The sequence below is a fragment of the Streptosporangium nanhuense genome, from assembly GCF_059358815.1.
In genome coordinates, this window is the sequence record NZ_JCADBG010000019.1 from 136,130 (window position 1) to 152,807 (window position 16,678).

At 73.4% G+C, this 16,678-nt stretch carries 13 protein-coding genes; 6 read left to right on the top strand and 7 right to left on the bottom strand.

The window, feature by feature from the left end:
• Positions 1-11: 11 nt before the first annotated feature.
• The 6 genes from AC5L38_RS31635 to AC5L38_RS31660 form a co-directional block, all read right to left on the bottom strand.
• Positions 12-1,454, bottom strand: coding sequence for a S41 family peptidase (locus AC5L38_RS31635; RefSeq protein ID WP_495246463.1), 1,443 nt, complete (start codon positions 1,452-1,454; stop codon positions 12-14).
• The gene (locus tag AC5L38_RS31640) at positions 1,451-2,515 is read right to left on the bottom strand and encodes an ABC-2 membrane transporter-related protein (RefSeq protein WP_495246464.1); all 1,065 of its coding nucleotides are present in this window, start codon (positions 2,513-2,515) and stop codon (positions 1,451-1,453) included. The genes AC5L38_RS31635 and AC5L38_RS31640 overlap by 4 nt, the downstream gene beginning before the upstream one ends.
• Entirely contained in the window at positions 2,512-3,402 is an 891-nt protein-coding gene (locus AC5L38_RS31645; RefSeq protein WP_495246465.1) for an ABC transporter ATP-binding protein, read from the bottom strand. Before AC5L38_RS31645 ends, AC5L38_RS31640 begins: the two co-directional genes overlap by 4 nt.
• Positions 3,399-3,791 (bottom strand): GntR family transcriptional regulator, encoded by a 393-nt coding sequence (locus AC5L38_RS31650; protein ID WP_495246466.1) that lies wholly within the window; start codon positions 3,789-3,791, stop codon positions 3,399-3,401. The genes AC5L38_RS31645 and AC5L38_RS31650 overlap by 4 nt, the downstream gene beginning before the upstream one ends.
• Positions 3,792-4,153: 362 nt before the next feature.
• Positions 4,154-7,279: an AfsR/SARP family transcriptional regulator gene (locus AC5L38_RS31655; RefSeq protein ID WP_495246467.1), complete on the bottom strand. Its 3,126-nt coding sequence runs from the start codon at positions 7,277-7,279 to the stop codon at positions 4,154-4,156.
• A 167-nt stretch (positions 7,280-7,446) separates the two neighbouring features.
• Positions 7,447-7,797 (bottom strand): spore germination protein GerW family protein, encoded by a 351-nt coding sequence (locus tag AC5L38_RS31660; RefSeq protein WP_495246468.1) that lies wholly within the window; start codon positions 7,795-7,797, stop codon positions 7,447-7,449.
• A gap of 152 nt (positions 7,798-7,949) precedes the next feature.
• Between AC5L38_RS31660 and AC5L38_RS31665 the strand changes: the two genes are divergently transcribed.
• The 3 genes from AC5L38_RS31665 to AC5L38_RS31675 all read left to right on the top strand — a co-directional run bounded on the left by AC5L38_RS31665 (position 7,950) and on the right by AC5L38_RS31675 (position 10,150).
• The gene (locus AC5L38_RS31665; RefSeq protein ID WP_495246469.1) at positions 7,950-8,627 is read left to right on the top strand and encodes a HEAT repeat domain-containing protein; all 678 of its coding nucleotides are present in this window, start codon (positions 7,950-7,952) and stop codon (positions 8,625-8,627) included.
• 6 nt (positions 8,628-8,633) lie between these two features.
• Positions 8,634-9,638 carry a HEAT repeat domain-containing protein gene (locus tag AC5L38_RS31670; RefSeq protein ID WP_495246470.1) on the top strand — a complete coding sequence of 335 codons (1,005 nt, stop codon included), beginning with the start codon at positions 8,634-8,636 and terminating at the stop codon, positions 9,636-9,638.
• Positions 9,639-9,874: 236 nt separating this feature from the next.
• A complete protein-coding gene (locus AC5L38_RS31675; protein WP_495246471.1) occupies positions 9,875-10,150 on the top strand; it encodes a hypothetical protein in 276 nt (91 codons plus the stop codon).
• 227 nt (positions 10,151-10,377) lie between these two features.
• On the opposite strand, the gene AC5L38_RS31680 is transcribed toward AC5L38_RS31675, so the two are convergent.
• Positions 10,378-10,818 (bottom strand): hypothetical protein, encoded by a 441-nt coding sequence (locus AC5L38_RS31680; protein ID WP_495246472.1) that lies wholly within the window; start codon positions 10,816-10,818, stop codon positions 10,378-10,380.
• A 347-nt stretch (positions 10,819-11,165) separates the two neighbouring features.
• Between AC5L38_RS31680 and AC5L38_RS31685 the strand changes: the two genes are divergently transcribed.
• The 3 genes from AC5L38_RS31685 (at position 11,166) to AC5L38_RS31695 (ending at position 16,568) form a co-directional block, all read left to right on the top strand.
• On the top strand, positions 11,166-12,773 hold the full coding sequence (locus AC5L38_RS31685) for a carboxylesterase/lipase family protein (RefSeq protein WP_495246473.1): 1,608 nt from the start codon (positions 11,166-11,168) through the stop codon (positions 12,771-12,773).
• Positions 12,774-12,854: 81 nt separating this feature from the next.
• Complete coding sequence (locus AC5L38_RS31690; protein WP_495246474.1) at positions 12,855-13,448, top strand: TetR/AcrR family transcriptional regulator; 594 nt, start codon at positions 12,855-12,857, stop codon at positions 13,446-13,448.
• A 195-nt stretch (positions 13,449-13,643) separates the two neighbouring features.
• On the top strand, positions 13,644-16,568 hold the full coding sequence (locus AC5L38_RS31695; RefSeq protein WP_495246475.1) for a DUF7824 domain-containing protein: 2,925 nt from the start codon (positions 13,644-13,646) through the stop codon (positions 16,566-16,568).
• The last annotated feature ends 110 nt before the right edge of the window (positions 16,569-16,678 follow it).

The window sequence follows — 16,678 nt, forward strand, 5'->3', positions numbered from 1 at the left end:
GAGGGGTCCGTTCACTTCTGCAGCAGGGCCAGGGCCTTGGCCAGGGCGGGGTCGCGTCCGGCGGCCGCGTCCTCGGCGGTCAGGGGCACGTGGTGGTCGGGCGGCACGCCGACCCGGTCGATCACCTCGCGGTTCGGTCCCAGGTGGTGCCTTTCGGGGAAGCTCAGGAGGGTGTTATTAGCGAGCAGGTAGGACCCGGCCGGGCCGGAGATGGCTCCGGCGGTCCTGGTGCCGACCAGCTGTCCGAGGCGCAGGTCCTTGACCGCGGAGCTGAAGTGCTCGCACGCCGAGGCGCAGCCGCGGTCGGTGAGCACGACCAGCGGCAGGTTGAGCAGCTCGACGGTGTCGTCGGTCCGCGAGGCCTCGCACCTGGCGTCCACGGTGCACTGGTAGGCGGTGACCTCGCCGTGGGCGAACGCGCTCACCAGCCGGACCGCCTCCACGGGGCTGCCGCCGCCGTTGCCGCGCAGGTCCAGCACGACACCGGACAGCGTCCGGCCCTTTCGCAGCCTGGAGACCGCCTTGAAAACCCGGTCCGCCGAGTCGGGGGCGAACCCGGCCAGCCGTACGTAGGCGATGTCGTCGTCCAGCAGCTTCGGCCTCACCACTCGCAGGGCGGCCAGGTCCCGCTGGAAGAGGCCGGGCTGGAGCCGCACGCTCCAGCGGCGGCCGCCGGTCGGCCGCAGCAGCCGCAGCTCGACCGGGCGCGCGTCGGGGTAGTCCGGATAAAGGGCCGCGATCGCCGGGGTGGCCTTTCCGTCGATGAACGGCGCCGATCCGTTGATCGATTCGATGGTGTCGCCGGGGCGGATCCCGGCGGCCTGGGCGGCGCCGCCCTGCACGGCGGTGACGAACAGCGGGCCGACGGCGGCGCCGGGATTCACGGTCACCTGCGGGCCGTGGACGTTCGCCTGCAGGCCCAGGCCGTAGCCGTCGCCGTCGTAGTAGTCGGGCGGGCGCCTGATGTCGTGCGCCCAGCGGGCGTGGTTGTCGTCGAGGGCGGCCACGATGGCCTCGAGGGTGACGACGGCCAGCTGGTCGCGCAGGCCGGGGACCTGGTCGGTGGTCGTGCGGTAGGCGGTCTCGAAGGCGGCCCAGTCGGCCTTGCGGTCGCCGGTCAGGGCGGGCATGCTCGCCTCCGGCACGTCGCGGCCGTTGCGGTTGAGCTCCTGTGTCAGGGCGACGAATCCGGCGGCCAGCAGCGAGCGGGCGTCCAGGGTGGCGCCGCTGTAGTAGGTGCCCAGGATGCAGAAGTAGGCCTGCTCGACGACGTCGATCGTGGTGGTCTTCTCCGCTCCCGGGGGGCCCTGGGGGCGCGCGCAGACCGCCGCGCCCGCCGTGCTCGCCTGGGTGCGCGGCGGTGCCGGCGCCGTACAGGCCGCCGCCAGCAGGAGGGCGAGCCCGGCGGCCGCGATTCCGGCGGTGGTCCTGGCGGTGTTCCTGACCGCGGTCACGACAGGCGCCTTCTGATCCACCAGAAGCAGAACCAGCCGAGGCCGAGGGTGAGCAGGGCGTAGATGCCGGTCTCGATCCACTGGAAGGGCCAGAAGCGCTCCAGGGGCTGGTAGGTGGCCTGCTGCCGGTAGCCGAGCCGGTTGATCTCGACCAGGCATCCGTCCATACCCGCTCCCGCTGCGCCTCCCGCCCCCGGCGGCGCGCAGGGCCCCGACGTGGTGGAGGTCTTGACGGCGCCTTCCGTGCCACTGCCGGCGATCTTGCGCCCGGCAGGGTCGACGAAGTCGCTGGACAGCACCCAGGCACCGGCGTGACCGGGAACGACCGGCTCCAGCATGATGTGCACGAGCTGGGTCTCGTCGCGATTCACCCCGATGCCGTCCACGTTCGCCCTGCCGAGTTCGAAGGTCGCGGTGACGGGGGGCATCAGGTTGGGGCGGACCAGCAGCGGCATGGCGATCTGGATCACGGCGAAGACGGCCAGGGTGAGGGCCATGGCGGGCAGCGTGCGGCGCACCAGCATGCCCACGGTCACCCCGAGGACGAAGGCGAAGGCCGCGTACCCCATCGGGGCGATGCCGCGCGCGCCGAACACCAGGGGAGCCATCAGGGCCAGCTCCGAAGCGGCCGACCTGTCCAGGGGGGCGGACCACCAGGTCACCGCGAGGCCGCACAGGCAGGCGGCGGCGACGGCGACCAGGCCGGTGACGGTGAGCTTGACCGCCAGCCAGCGGCCGCGGGTGATGCTCTGGTTCCACACCAGCAGGTGCGTGCTCGCCTCCAGCTCACGGGTGATCAACGGTGCCCCCCAGAAGAGCCCGACGAGGGCGGGCAGGAGCAGCACGACGAGGCTGACGGCCAGGAACGGCAGCTGGTACTCGTCGAAGAAACGGTCGTAGAAGCGGTCGCAGGTGCTGTCCCGCACGCAGGCGGCGAGCCCGGCGGAGTATTCGGAGGCCAGTTTCGGGCCGGTCAGTGCCAGGGCGGTGACGAGCGCGACGAGGACGGCGGCCATCATCGCGGCCGAGCCGCGGAACTGGCGCCAGGTCAGCCAGATCATCGCCGCACCTCCAGGGCGACTCGCCGGTCCTCGGCGACGCGCTGTTCCATGTAGGCCAGGACGAGGTCCTCCAGGGTGAGCCGGCTGACCGTCCAGGCGGGGTCGTGGATCGGGGCCTCGGTACGGACCACGTACGTGCTCTGCCGGTCGGTGTGACGTGCGGAGATCACGTGCTGGTCGGCGGGGAGGCGGTCGGGGTCGCGGCGCGGTCCGGTGAGCCGGTGGTGGGTGGCCAGCAACGTGTCGACCTCCCCGGCCACCTGGACGCGGGAGTCGACGAGCACGATCAGGAAGTCGCACACCCGTTCCAGGTCGGAGACCAGGTGGGAGGAGAGCACCACGCTGAACTCGTGCTCGACCGTGGCCTCCATCAGTCCCTGCAGGAACTCGCGGCGGGCCAGCGGGTCGAGCGAGGCGACCGGCTCGTCCAGGATGAGCAGCTCGGGCCGTTTGGCCAGGCCGAGGGTGAGGGCGAGCTGGGCGCGCTGCCCGCCGGACAGCCTGCCCGCCCGCTGGGCGGGGGCGAGGCCGAGCCGCGCGACGCGCTCCCGTGCCATGGCGGCGTCCCAGCGGGGGTTGAGCCGGGCGCCCAGCCGCAGGTGTTCGGCGACGGTCAGTCCCGCGTAGACGGGAGTGTCCTGGGCGACGAACCCGACCCTGGCCAGCTGGGCGGGCGTGCCCCCGGGCCGCCCGCCCAGCACGGTGATGTCGCCCGCCGTCGGCTCCAGCTGGCCGCAGGCCAGCTTCAGCAGCGTCGTCTTGCCGGCTCCGTTGGGGCCGACCAGTCCGACGACGTGGCCCGCCGGGATGTCGATGCTGCACTCGCGCAGCGCCCAGTGTTTGCCGTACCTCTTGCCCAGTCGCTGGGCCTGCAGGACGGAAGTCACGCTATGTCCTCCTGGGAGGTGGTCCGAAAGGTGGTCATGAACAGCGCCTCGATGCTCTCGTCGTCGAGGCCGGCCCGGCGGGCCTTGGCCAGCCAGCGCCGCAGGTCCTGGCGCAGCGGGCCGTGCGCGGCCAGGGAGGCGTCGGTCAGCGTCTTCGTCACGAACGTCCCCACGCCCGGCCGGGCCGCCGCCAGGCCCTCGTGCTCGAGTTCCCGGTAGGCCTTGAGAACGGTGTTGGGATTGATCGCCAGTTGCGCCACGACCTCCTTGACGGTCGGCAGCTGGTCGCCCTCGCGCAGCAGGCCGAGTCGCAGCGCCTGCCGTACCTGCTGGACGAGCTGCAGGTACGGCGAGACCCCCGATCTGCCGTCCAGATGGAACTCGATCACTGGTTTCTCCATTTATCTAGCCTGCTAGTACTTTAGACACCTCGATGTTAAAGGATCATAAAGATCGCCGCATCGGCCTCGGGGCAGCGCGAGACGCGCGAGGACAAGATCATGTTCAGAGGCCGCCGGTGCCGGCGGGTCTCCCACGGTCGCCAGGGGCAGGGGACGGGCGCATCGCCCGACGGCCATCCGACCGGCCCGGCCCGGCCGAAGCGGCGGGCGAAGCGGCGGCGTCCCGCTCCGGAGGCGCGCGCCGCACGCCGGACCGCGCCATGGCGCGGGCCGGCCGGTCGCGGATCACCTTCCCGGACGAGCCCGTGCGGGGCTCACGTCGATCGGCTACCCGCGGGCACGCCCGGCGTTCACGATGCGAGCGTGATCGCGGCCAGCTCGCGCCAGTCCCGCCGCCGGCCGGCGCGGGTCTCCTCGGCGAACGCGGTCTCACCGAGGCGGTCTCTCGCGCCGGCGGCGATCCTGGGAACGTCCGGGTGCGAACGGTCCGGCGTGCCGCGCACGTCGTCGCTCGCCGCGAGCAGCCGCGCGGCCTGCTCGTACTGTCCCCGGCGCAGCGCGAGGTCCGCGATCCCGATCAGCACCTCGGCGATCAGCGGCGGGTACGCGTACGCCAGGACCGCGCGGAACGCCTCGGCCCGATGCGCGCGGGCCTCGTCGAGATCCTCGGTGAGGTAGCCGTACAGGTCCAGGGCCCTGGCCTGGACGGAGTCGCCGCGTTCCGCCCGCGCCGAGGCCAGGTGCCTGCGCGCCTCGTCCGGCTCGCCGCGCCAGCGCGCCAGCTGCGCCTTCGAGAGCGCCAGTTCGGCGAGCGCGTCCGGCCAGGTGATCCCGCCCGCGTACCGCTGCGCCTCCGCCATGGCGGACGTGCTGGACCGCTCGTCGCCGAGCAGCCAGTACAGCTGGGCCTGCCGCGCCCGCAGGCCGACCACGTCCTCGGCCGCGCCCACCTCGACCAGCGCCGCGATCGCCTCCTCGTGGTGCTCGCACGCGCGTGCGAACTCGCCGCGCATGGCGAGCCGGTCGGCCAGGAAGGTCAGCGCCATCGAGATCCCCCACCGGTCACCCAGCGTGCGGAACTCGGCGAGGGCGATCTCGGTGTCGAGGTCCACGTCGGTCGCGTCGCCGCCGAGCGTGAGCCGCAACCGGCCGCGGGTGAGCCTGGCCTGCGCGCGCACCCACGGGTCGCCGTCGGCGATGAGCGGCTCGAACGCGGGCAGGAAGCCCATCGGCTCCCGCAGCATCCGCTCCAGCGGCTCGACGAACCCGAGCAGCGGGTTGCGGTACCCGCCGCGCCGGGTGAGCCGGTGCGCCTCGTTGATCCACTCCCGCGCCTGATACTGGTCGCCGACCCCGGAGGTCATGAATATCGCCACGACGGTGCACGCCATCGCCCGCACCTCGTCGGACACCTCACCGGGCAGCGAGGTCGCCGCGATGCTCAACTCGGTGCCCTCGTTCCGGTACCCGACGAGGAACCAGTACCAGCCCGCGGCCCCGACCAGCCGCATCGCCTCCTGCGCCCATCCCTCGGCGATCGCCCCGCGCAGGCCCACGTTGATGTTGTCCTTCTCGGCGTCGAGCGTGGACAGCCACTCCAGTTGCCCGGCCCGGCGCAGGTGCGGGTCGGCCGTCTCGGCCAGCTCGGTGAAGTAGGCGAGGTGGGCCCGGCGCGCGGCCTCGCTCTCCCCGGCCTCGGCGAGCCGGTGCGCCGCGTACTCCTTGATGGTGTTGAGCATCCGGTAGCGCGGCGCGCCCTCGCCGTCGGCGAGCAGCAGCGACTTCTCGATCAACGCGGTCAGCACGTCGAGCGTCTGCCCCCCTGCCCGCTCCCCGGCGAGCGCCTCGTCCCCGCACACCCGTTCGGCCGCCTCCAGGCTCGCCCCGCCGGAGAACACCGACAGCCGCCGCAGCACGCCGCGTTCGGCCTCGCTCAGCAGGTCCCAGCTCCAGTCCACGACCGCGCGCAGCGTCTTGTGCCGGGGAAGCGCCGTACGGCTGCCGCCGGTCAGCAGGCGGAACCGGTCGTCGAGCCGGCGTGCCAGCTGGTCGACGGACATGGTGCGCAGCCGTGCCGCGGCCAGCTCGATCGCCAGCGGCATCCCGTCGAGCGCCCGGCAGATCCGCGCCATGGCCGACAGGGTGCGCGCGTCGGAGCCGATGTCCTTGCGCACCAGCTCCGCGCGGTCGCGCAGCAGCCGCACCGCGGGTGAGGACCCGATCACGGAGGGATCCGCCTCCTTCGCGGGCAGCGCGAGCGGCTCGACCTGCCACAGCACCTCCCCGGTGATGCCGAGCGGCTCCCTGCTCGTGGCCAGGATCCGCAGCCTCCGGCACTCTCCCAGCAGCCGGTCCGCGAGGGCCGCGGCCGCCTCGATCACGTGCTCGCAGTTGTCCAGGATCAGCAGGACCGCGCGCTCCCGGACCGCGGCGACGAGCCGGTCCATCGGCTCCCCGCTCCGCGCACCGCCGAGCAACCCCTGGTCACGAAGGCCGATGGCGGTGAGGGCCGCCTGCGCCAGATCGCCGCCCGCCCGCACCGAGGCCAGCTCGACCAGCCACGCCCCGTCGGGCAGCCCGGCGAGCATCGTCCGCGCCGTCTCGGTGGCCAGCCTCGTCTTTCCCGAGCCGCCCGGCCCGGTCAGGGTGACCAGCCGGTGGTCGGCGGCCAGGGCGGCGACCGTGGAGACGTCGTCGTCCTTGCCGACGAAACTCGTCAGCTCGGCGCGCAGGTTCGTCCTGCGGTTCTCCGCCCGCTCGCCCAGCTCGCCCCGCAGCAGCGCGGAGAGCTCGGCCGACGGGTCGGCGCCCAGCTCCTCGGCGAGCCGCTCCCGCGTCCGCTGGTACACGGTCAGCGCCTCGGTCCCGCGCCCCGCCTCGGCGAGCGCCCGCATCAGGGCCGCCACGAACCCCTCCCGCAGCGGATGCGCGGCGACCAGCCCGGTCAGCTCGGAGACCAGCTCCGAGCCGCGGCCGAGGCGGATGTCGGCGTCCACCCGATCCCCGAGCGCGGCGACGCGGAGCTCCTCCAGGCGCGCGACGGCGGCGTCGAACAGGTCGCTGTCTCGCAGCGCGATGTCCGCCATGGCCGTACCGCGCCACAGCGCCAGGGCCGCGCGCAGCAGCTCCGCCCGCGCCGAGGTCTCGGCGGCGCGGGCCTGACCCACCAGGTGCTCGAACCGGCACACGTCCACGGCGTCGGGAGACACGGCCAGGCGGTACCCGCCGGAATCCGCCTCGACCACACCGTCCGGCAACACCCTGCGCAGCCTGGACACCAGCGCCTGCAGGGCGTTCACCTCGTCCGCGGGAGGCCGCCGCCCCCAGATCCAGTCCACCAGCCTCCCGCGCGAGACGCTCCGGCCGGGTTCGAGGGCGAGCGCGGCCAGCAGCGCGCGCAGCCGGGCCCCGGGAACCTCCACCACGGCCCCGTCGGCGTTCCGTACCCCGAACGGCCCAAGCAGTTCAACTCGCACACCAGTCATTGTGCCGAACCACGGCGACGCCCCGAGCCGCCCGCCGGGCACCCTGACGATCACGACGCCGATCACGGAGTGCCGAGGGCGCCGGGCCGCCCGGCTCGGTCCCGGTCAGCCTCCGGCGCGGGCGCGCCGCCGGACGGGAGACGCCGGCGAATCGATGATCATGACCGGCGGGCCCGCCGGCGCGCGAACGCGCGCAGGGTGAGCAGCGCGACGACGGCCACGATCTGCCCGCCCAGGATGATCTTGTTGTAGTCGATCGCGGGCTGCCAGTGGACCTGGCCGTCCTTGATGACGTAGACCCCCGCCGGGATCGCGCCCGCGCCGAACCCGCCGCCGGAACCCTCGCCCGGGTTCTCGCCGCCCTCCTGCCTGCCGTCGCCGCCCCCGCCGCCCCCGCCGACGCGGGCCACGGGGATGACGGTGATCCCGTCCTGTGTGATCGGCTCGCCGAACACGCGGGTGACGGTGGCGAAATCGCGAACCTTGTCGATCATTCCGCTGATGTCCATGTCTTCCCTTCTTCGCGGTGACGGCCGCGGCCGTCGTGGGATTCCCGGAGGCTTTCACCCCGGCCGGACCCGGTGGGCGGAGAGCGCCCGGTGATCCCGCTTGACCTTGACACTGTGACAAGGCCTTCACTGGGGTCAAGGAGGTGGTCCCGATGACCATGTCAGAAATGTCGGAACAGGACACGGATGTGACCCGGGCTTTCCGGGGGCTGGAGGACGGCCGCGCGTCGGTGCGGCTGCGGGCGGCGCTGGCGGTCGGCACGGCCCCCGACCCGCGCCTCGTCGGCAAGCTCGTCGAACGGTGCGCGATCGAGCCCGAGTTCTACGTACGCGACATGCTCACGTGGGCGCTCACCCGCCACCCGGCGTCGATGACGGTCCCGAGGCTTCTCGACGAGGTCCGCTCGGAGCGCGCGCAGGCACGAAGCCAGGCGTTGCACACGCTGTCCAAGATCAAGGATCGGCGGGCGTGGCCGGCGATCACGCGGGCGCTGCTGTCCGACGCCGACGACGAGGTGGCGCGGAGCGCCTGGCGGGCGGCGGTCGTGCTCGTGCCCGGAGGCGAGGAGCCGGAGCTGGCCGCAGTATTGTCGACACAGCTCGGGCGTGGCGGACGCGAGACGCGGTTGAGCCTCAGCCGGGCGCTGGTCGCGCTCGGTGAGGTGATCTCGCCGGCTCTGCGCGACGCGATGACGGCTCCGGACCCTCGCGTGCGCGAGCACGCGATCGCCACGGAACGGCTGCTGCGCGACCCGGACGCCGGATTCGAGTTCGCGATCGAGGAGGCGAAGCGGGTCGTGGCCCTCGGCGGGAGCGGCCGGGAGGAGTGATGGGCAGTGTTGATCGGTGACGTGGCACGGCGGTCCGGGGTCAGCGCCCGCATGCTCAGGCACTACGACTCGCTCGGCCTGGTGCGGCCGACGGGCCGTACCGTCGCCGGCTACCGGGAGTACTCCGGCGAGGACATCCGGCGGATCTTCCACATCGAGAGCCTGCGGTCACTGGGACTGTCGCTGCGCGAGGTCGGGCGCGCGCTGGACGACCCCGGCTTCGCGCCCTCGGAACTCGTCGACGACCTCATCCGCCAGGCGCGGGAACGCATCGCGGCCGAGACGGAGCTGCTCACCCGGCTCCGCCGGATCGGCGCCGCGGAACCAGAGGGCTGGGAGGACGTCCTCCAGGTCGTCGCGCTCCTCCAGGCACTGGGCTCGAAGAGCGCGGGAAAGCGCCAGCGCGCGGCTCTCTCCTCGGGCGAGGAGGTCCCGGTGCCGGTGGAGGCGCTGGTCGAGGCGGCGCTGAGCGAGACGGACCCGCACGTCGCCGGGGCCCTTCGATGGGCCCTGGCGCGATCGGGTGACGACGGGCTGGCGCTGCTGGCGGAGGGCCTCGGCTCACCGGCGGCCGAGGTGCGCGAACGCGCCGTCCAGGCCGTCGCCGAGATTCCGGACGGCGGGGCGACCGCGCTGCTGCGGGACGCCCTCGCGCACCCCGACCTCGTGGTCCGCAGGTACGCTGCCCTGGCGCTCGGGGTGCGTGGCGGGGCCGACGCGGTCCCGACGCTCATCGACATGGTCGTCGAGGGGGCGAACGACGTCGACGCGGCCGACGCGCTGAGCGCGCTGGCGAGCCGTCCCGCGCCGGCGGACCGGATCGCCACCGGGCTCGTCGATCGCCTCGCCCGCGACACCGTCGACTCGTCCGCGCGCCGGCGGCTGACACAGGCGCTCGCGGACATCCCGGGGACCACGGCCTCACGTGCCCTCGCGGACCTGTCGCACGACGAGGACCGAGGCGTCGCGCTCACCGCGACGTACATCCTCGGGATGCGCGACGCGCGGTGACGGGTTCCCTCAGGGGGCCGGCCGGATCCGCCGGATTCCAAGGGACGGCAAAACATACCGGGAAGATCTTGAAGGGGAGCGGCGTCACCACGCGGAGTGACGGCGAGGTGAGCGGGCATCTGTCCGGTGGGGAGTCCGGCCGCGCGAGGGCCGCGCCGATCGGCGCCGATCGGCGCCGGCGTCGTGCCGGGGCCTGACCGCCACCGTCCAGTGAACGGCGATCCCAGGAGAAGCCGATGGCCACCGCGCCCAAGCAGCCCGTCACCGACGACAGCATCGTCGTTCGCCAGCTCAGCCACTACCAGTTCAGCTGGGTCGCAGGTAAGCCGGGCCAGCCCGGTTCCTACACCCTGCAACTCGTCCTGGACCAGGGCGCCTGGGAGGAGGTCCTGACGCTTGACCCCGACGACGCCGACAATCTCCAGGATCTGCTGTCCGGCGCCGGGACCGTCTTCTACGACGTCCGGCGACGCACCCTGATGTTCGGCACCACTCCCGTCGGCCGCAGCTGAGCGCGGTCCGTCGATTCCCGGCAGGCCCCGGGCGCGGCCGGTGCCGATGGCGATCGAGGAGCCGGCCCGGGAGCTCGCGACATCGAGGATCCACCGGGAGGCCCGCACGCCGGGCTCCGCGATCTGGTGCTGGGCTGCCCGCGTCCCGGGCGGCACAGGCCGTGCGAGCGACAGGGCCCCCGGCCTGCTGCGGAAGGCCGGGGGCGCCGCCGTGCGGGAACGGCGGATCAGGCGACGGCACCGACCCGGTACCGGCCGCCGGTGCCGCAGCAGAACTCGTAGTCCCGGGTCACGTCCCCGTTGACGGTCTGGCCTCCGATGGTGTCGTTGGGGTCGAGGAGGTCGTCGACCTCGACGAGGCGGAGCTGGGCGCCGTTGGGGACGCACTTGTCGACCTCGACCCGCTGGCCCTGGGACATCGACACGTAGGCCGAGCCGACCGGCCAGATCTTCGCGCCGTTGCTCGTGAGGAACACCTCGTCGCGGCCGCTCTCGCTGATCGTGAGGGCCCGGATGCCGTCGAGGAACACGCCGGCGCCGCAGGTGAGCGCGGCCTTCCCCCGAGCCGGGTGCGTCTCGGCGACCGCCGTGGAGGTGACGGCCAGCGCGAGGCATCCGGCCATCGTGGCCGAGGCCGCGAGCTTCGACGGTTTCCACCAGGTGCGCATGTCGGTTCCCTTCTGTCGCTTACGGACGTTCTTCTTTGACCCGCACTCGTGTGCGCTTTCCGTTCCGAACGCCGGTGAGGTGCGTTCGCGCCACGCGCATCCCCGACGCCGGTGGCCGCGTGGCTCTCCTCGCACGCACCAGATCTACGGCACGGTCGCCGGCGCGGGCCACGAACGGGCACGCTCCTGTCGGTAACCCTGGAGTTCGTGTCTGTTTTCGACAGGGTGTGCGAACGCCTGGGCGGGCGGCGTCCGGGTCCCGGGTCGTTCGGCAAGGACATTTGTCCTGAGGCGTTCGGGATCGATGGATCTGCTGGAGCGGCCCGTCCGCTGACAGCGTGGAGGGCATGAGACGAATCACGACGAGTGCCGCGATGGCGGCGACGGTGCTGGTGCCGGCGTGTACGGGCGTGCCCGCGGGACCGGCGCCGGACAGGACCGGAGAGAGCGTGGTCAGGACGGACGCGGGAGCCGTACGGGGAACGGTGACGAAAGAGCACCGGGTCTTCCAGGGGATCCCCTACGCGGCCCCGCCGGTGGGGGAGCTGCGGTGGAACTCGCCGGCGCCGGTGAGGGCCTGGACCGGGACCAGGCAGGCCACCAGGCCGGGCAGCGTGTGCCCGCAGGTGGGAAGCGACTACGCGAAGGTGACCGGCTCCGACGAGGACTGCCTGTTCCTCAACGTGACGGCACCGCGCGCGCCGGGGAGGAACCGGCCGGTGATGGTGTGGATCCACGGCGACGGGGCCCTGGGCTCCGGCGACCTCAGCGACGTGCGCGGGATCGCCACCCGCGGGGACGTGGTGGTCGTCACGATCAACTACCGGCTCGGGGTGTTCGGGGGTTTCGGGTACCCGGGACTCGGGGGATCGGGCACCTACGGCCTGCAGGACCAGCAGGCGGCTCTGCGCTGGGTTCGCCGCAACGCCGCCGCCTTCGGCGGGGATCCGGCGAACGTGACGGTGTTCGGCGTCTCGTGGGGCGCGCTGAGCATCGGCGGGCACCTGACCTCGCCGGGCGGCGCGGGCCTGTTCGACCGGGCCGTCATGCAGAGCGGCGAGGGCATGATGGACATGCTCGCCGGCAGCATGGGCGAGGGCGTCCCCGCCTACCCGTCCTACGCCTGGCGCACGGTGGCGGAGGTCGAGAAGATGGGCACGTACGTGGCCCCGCGGCTCGGCTGCGAGGATCTCCGCTGCCTGCGGGCCCTGCCGGTGGAGAAGATCCTCGAAGTGCCGCAGATCATGAACATGTTCCAGACGTACGCCTACGGAGGCGAGACGCTGCCCGGACTGCCGTCCGCGCGGTTGCGGGCAGGCCGTTTCCACCGGGTCCCGGTGATCTCCGGGGCGACCCGCGACGAGCACCGGATCTTCGTCGGGCTGTTCCACGACGCGGCGGGAAAGCCGGTCACCGCCGAGCGGTACGGCAAGCTGCTGCGAACCGCGTTCGGCAAGGACGCGGCGAGAATACGCGCGGAGTATCCGGTCGCCCGGTACGGCTCGCCGGGGCTGGCGTGGGCCGCCGTGATCACCGACCGCATGTGGGCCAGGGCCACCTTCGAGCAGAACGAGCTGCTCAGCGGGAAGGCGCCGACGTACGCCTATCGGTTCGCCGACCGCCGGGCCCCGATGTTCCTGCCGTTGAAGACGGACTTTCCCTGGGGCGCCTACCACGCGGGCGACATGCCGTACCTGTTCACCGAGAAGGCGGTCACGTTCACCCCGGCCCAGTGGAGGCTGTCGGACCAGATGATCGCCTACTGGACCAACTTCGCCCGGAGCGGCGATCCCAACGGCAAGGGGCTGCCCCGCTGGGAGCGCTTCGACCGGACCGCCCCCGTCCCGTACACCCAGTCACTGGAGCCGGACGCGATCAGGCCGGTCGACTACGCCGCCGACCACAACCTCGCCTTCTGGGGGCCGGCCGCCTCGACCGGGGGCGTGCCGCGATAGAACGCCCGGTGTCGCCGCGGGGGTCGCAGCGCGTCGCCGGACATGTCGAGAACGAACGTTCTATCTGCTAGGCTCTCGGCAATGGCGACGAACACTGGAGGTCAGGTGTCCGAGGCACGAGCACGGCTGCTTGGAACCGCCACCCGGATCTTCTACGCGGAGGGGCTCCACTCCGTGGGAATCGACCGGATCGTCGCGGAGGCGAAGGTGACCCGCGCGACGCTGTACCGGCACTTCCCCAGCAAGGACGAACTCGTCGTCGCGTATCTGCGGGGAGCCGACCAGGCCATCCGCGACCGCGTCGACGAGGCCCTCGGCAGCGACCTGCCGGCGGCCGACATCATACGGGCCGTCGCCAGGTCGATCGCCGAGGACATTCAGTCACCAGGCTTTCGCGGATGCGCCTTCCTCAACGCCGTGGCGGAGTACCCGAACCCCGAGCATCCCGTGCACAAGGCCGTCCTCGCGCACCGCGAGTGGTTCCTGCGCACCATCGTCGACCTGCTCGCGCGAACCGGGGAGACGCCGCCCGAGCCCGCGGGCCGGCATTTCGTCATGCTGCGGGACGGCGCGATGGCGGCGGGCTGCCTGTCCGACCCGGCGGCGGTCTGCGAGACGTTCCTCCAGGGGATCGAGGGCATCCTGCGGTTCCGCGCCGGCTCCCTGGCACCCTGACCCGAGGCGGGAACCACCCGGGCGCCTGAGCCCGTGCGGCCCTCTCGGGTTCCGTGCCGAACCCGCGAGGGCGGGGCCGGTACCGGGGACGGGAAGGTGAGGCCCGGTTCTGTTGTAGCCGATCTCGCCACCCGGTTCGTCCAGGTGTCTGTCGTGTGCCTGGTTCTGTCGTAGTCGATCTCTACGGTGTGCGACATGACGACACATCCCCCCGTGAGCGGGGCCTGGCCGGGCGTGCGCGCGGCCGTCACCGCCGGCGACCCGGCCCTGGTCGCGGACGCCGTGCTGGCCCTGGACGAGACCGGGCGCCGCGAGGTGGCCCGCGAGCTGCCCGGCCACATCGCCGTCGCCAGGAAGGCGGGCGAGGAAGGCGCTCGGCTCCGGGGCCTGTGGACCGGCGGCGAGGAGTGGATCGAGCCCATGCGGGTCGCCGGCGCGGGCGTGCTCGGCGGGGCGGCGGCCGTCGCGGCCTGGCTCTACCGGCGTGACCTCACCCGCTGGCGGCCGTCGCTCGACTCCGGGCCGCTGCTGCGCGTGATCGCCGCGCGTCCGCCGGAGTGGCAGGCCGACCTCGCCGTACGGCTGGCCCTGCGGCTGCGCGGCAACCGGGCCCAGGCCAGGGACGACAGCGTGCCGCTGGCCCTGGAGCTGCTGCGCCGCAGCGGCGCCGTCCCGCCCGACCACGACCCGCTCACCACCGCCTGGGTGTCCTGGCCGCCTGACCTGGAGCACGACCCGCTCGCCGGGCACCTGGTGCCCCGGCTGTTCGAGGCCGAGGGCGTGGGCCGCGCGCTGCGCGAGGACAACGTCGACCCGCCCTCGTGGGACGCCGGCCGCCGCACCTGGCTGGGGGCGCTGCGCGCCGAGGTCGCGGCCGGCCGGTTGGCCCCCGAGCCGCTGGTCGACGGCTGCGTACGCCGGTTGCTGCGCGGCGGCAGCGCCACCGACCTGCGCTTCTTCGCCCGCCTGCACGAGATGCTCGCCCCGGCGCCGAGCGGCGAGCGCACCCGCGACTACCTGCGGCTGCTGCCCGCCGCGCCGGGACCGGTGGCCGAGCTGGCGCTGCGGCAGCTGCGCGGCGCGGGCGGGCTGAGCGGCGAGGAGGTCGGCGAGGCGGTGTCGGCGCTGCTGTTCCGCCCCGAGGGCAAGCTGGTGCGGGCCGGGCTGACCCTCCTCGACCGGGCCGTCCGCGACGCGGGCAGCGCCCCTGACGACCTCGGCGACCTCGACGACCTGGCCGCGGCGCTCGCCTCGGCGTTCCTGTGCGAGTCCTACGAGGTGCGCGAGCGCACGGTGGGCCTGGCGGTCAAGCACGCCCGGCGCTTCACCCCCGCCGGGGCCGAGGCCGTGCGCGAGGCGGCGGGCGTGCTGCCCCCCGAGCTGGCGGCGCGGCTGTCGCAGGCCTACGGCGTGGTGGTGGCCGAGCCGGAGGCGGCGGCCGACGACTTCGAGCCCGTGCTGTTGCCGCCGTTCGAGCCGCTCGCCCGCGAGCCGTTCCCGCCGGCACTGGAGGATCTGACCGCCACCTACGACCAGGTCGGTGGCGACGTCGTCACCTTCGAACGGTGGCTCGACGGCTTCGTCCGCGACCCGTCCAGGCGGCCGCGCCCCGGCCGGGGCCGCATCTACGAGCGGCGCCAGTGGGTCCACCTCGAGGAGTGGACGGAGGCGCTGCTGCGCGAGGCCGCCGACCCCGGTGAGGAGCCGCCCGTCCCCGAGCCCGAACGCGCTCCCGAGTACGCCAGGCACGTCATCGGCGTGCGCGTCGCCGACGGCGACGGCGAGCGCGACATCGAGATCGAGGTGGGCTCCGGCCGCCTGTCCGCCGAGCTGCGGGAGAACATCGCCGCGATCCTCACGGAGAACGGCACTCCGCTGGGCAACCTGGAGCACTTCACGCAGGGCCCGCCGCTCGAAGGGGAGATCCTGGAACTGTCGATCGTGTCGTCGGGCCACTGGAGAGACCCCGGGGAGCAGCGAGAGACGCCACGGGACCGGCTTCCGGACCCGCGTCACGTCTCGGTGCCGCATTACGCCATGCTGGCGCGCTGCGCCGAGGTCCACGCCGCGCTGAAGGCCGGGACTCTGCCGCCGTACCTGCTGGCCACCCCGACCCTGACCTCCGGCCACCTCGACCCCGCCGAGCTGGTGTCCCGCCTGGAGGGCTACGAGCGGGCGGGCGTCCAGGCTCTCCCGGCCGATCTGGGACAGGCGCTGCTGCGGCTGCCGCGCGAGGTGGACCCGCGGGTGGCCGACCGCGCCGGGAAGCTGACCTCGCCGGAGGGGGCCACGCTGGCGCGCTGGCTGGCCGACCGGCCGCGGCCGCGGCTGAGCGTGGACTGGTCGCACGCCGGCGGCGCCTACACGCACGACCGGCAGAAGGGCGAGCACACCCCGTGCCTGCACCCCCGCGTCCAGGTCGAGCCGACGGGGTCGGCGCTGGTCGACACGCTGCTGTCGGATCCGCGTTCCTGGACGGGCGAGGGCGACGGCGTGTACATGGGGTCCTGGCGGCTGACGCTCCCCTCGGACCGGGAGGTGGTGGCCATGCACCTGCTGCCGCACCTGCTCAACACCTGGGAGCGGTCCGGCTACTTCCACGAGTACGTGGCCGCGCTGTTCTCCCAGGACGGGCCGGTGGGAGAGGCGACGGCGCTGCTGATCGCCGTCCAGCTGGCCGAGCAGGGCGTGTACGGCCAGCCCGAACGCGGCCGGCGGCTGCTGCTGGGCGCGGCCGCCGCGGGTTGCCTGCCCGCCGTGGAGTGCGGGCGACAGCTCGGGCTGTCCCTGCGCAGGGACGTGCTCAAGCTGGGCCCCGTACGCTCGGCGCTGGAGGAGTGCGCGAAACAGGGCGCGCATCGGCAGGTGTGGGAGATCATGACCGGGCTGCTGCCCGTCTACCTGCCAGGACCGGGCGAGCGACCGCATTCCGGGCACACCCAGGCACTCTCCTTCGCGCTCGACGCCGCCCGCCGGGCCGGGGCACGTGACCCGCTCCCCGCGGTCGCGGAGGCGGCGGCCCGCAAGGGGACGAGCGGCTTCGTACGCACCGCCCGCGTCCTGCACGAACGACTGCTCGACCGGCGGCACGCCACCGGCGACGCGGCTCGGCCCGGGTAGGGCCGCGAGACACCCGGCCGCCGACGAGGGGTCTCGTCGAGGGCGGGGCTCGGGGTGTGGCGGGACGAAAACGTACGCTGAGACCGTTCACCCGGCTCGGAACGGGCGGG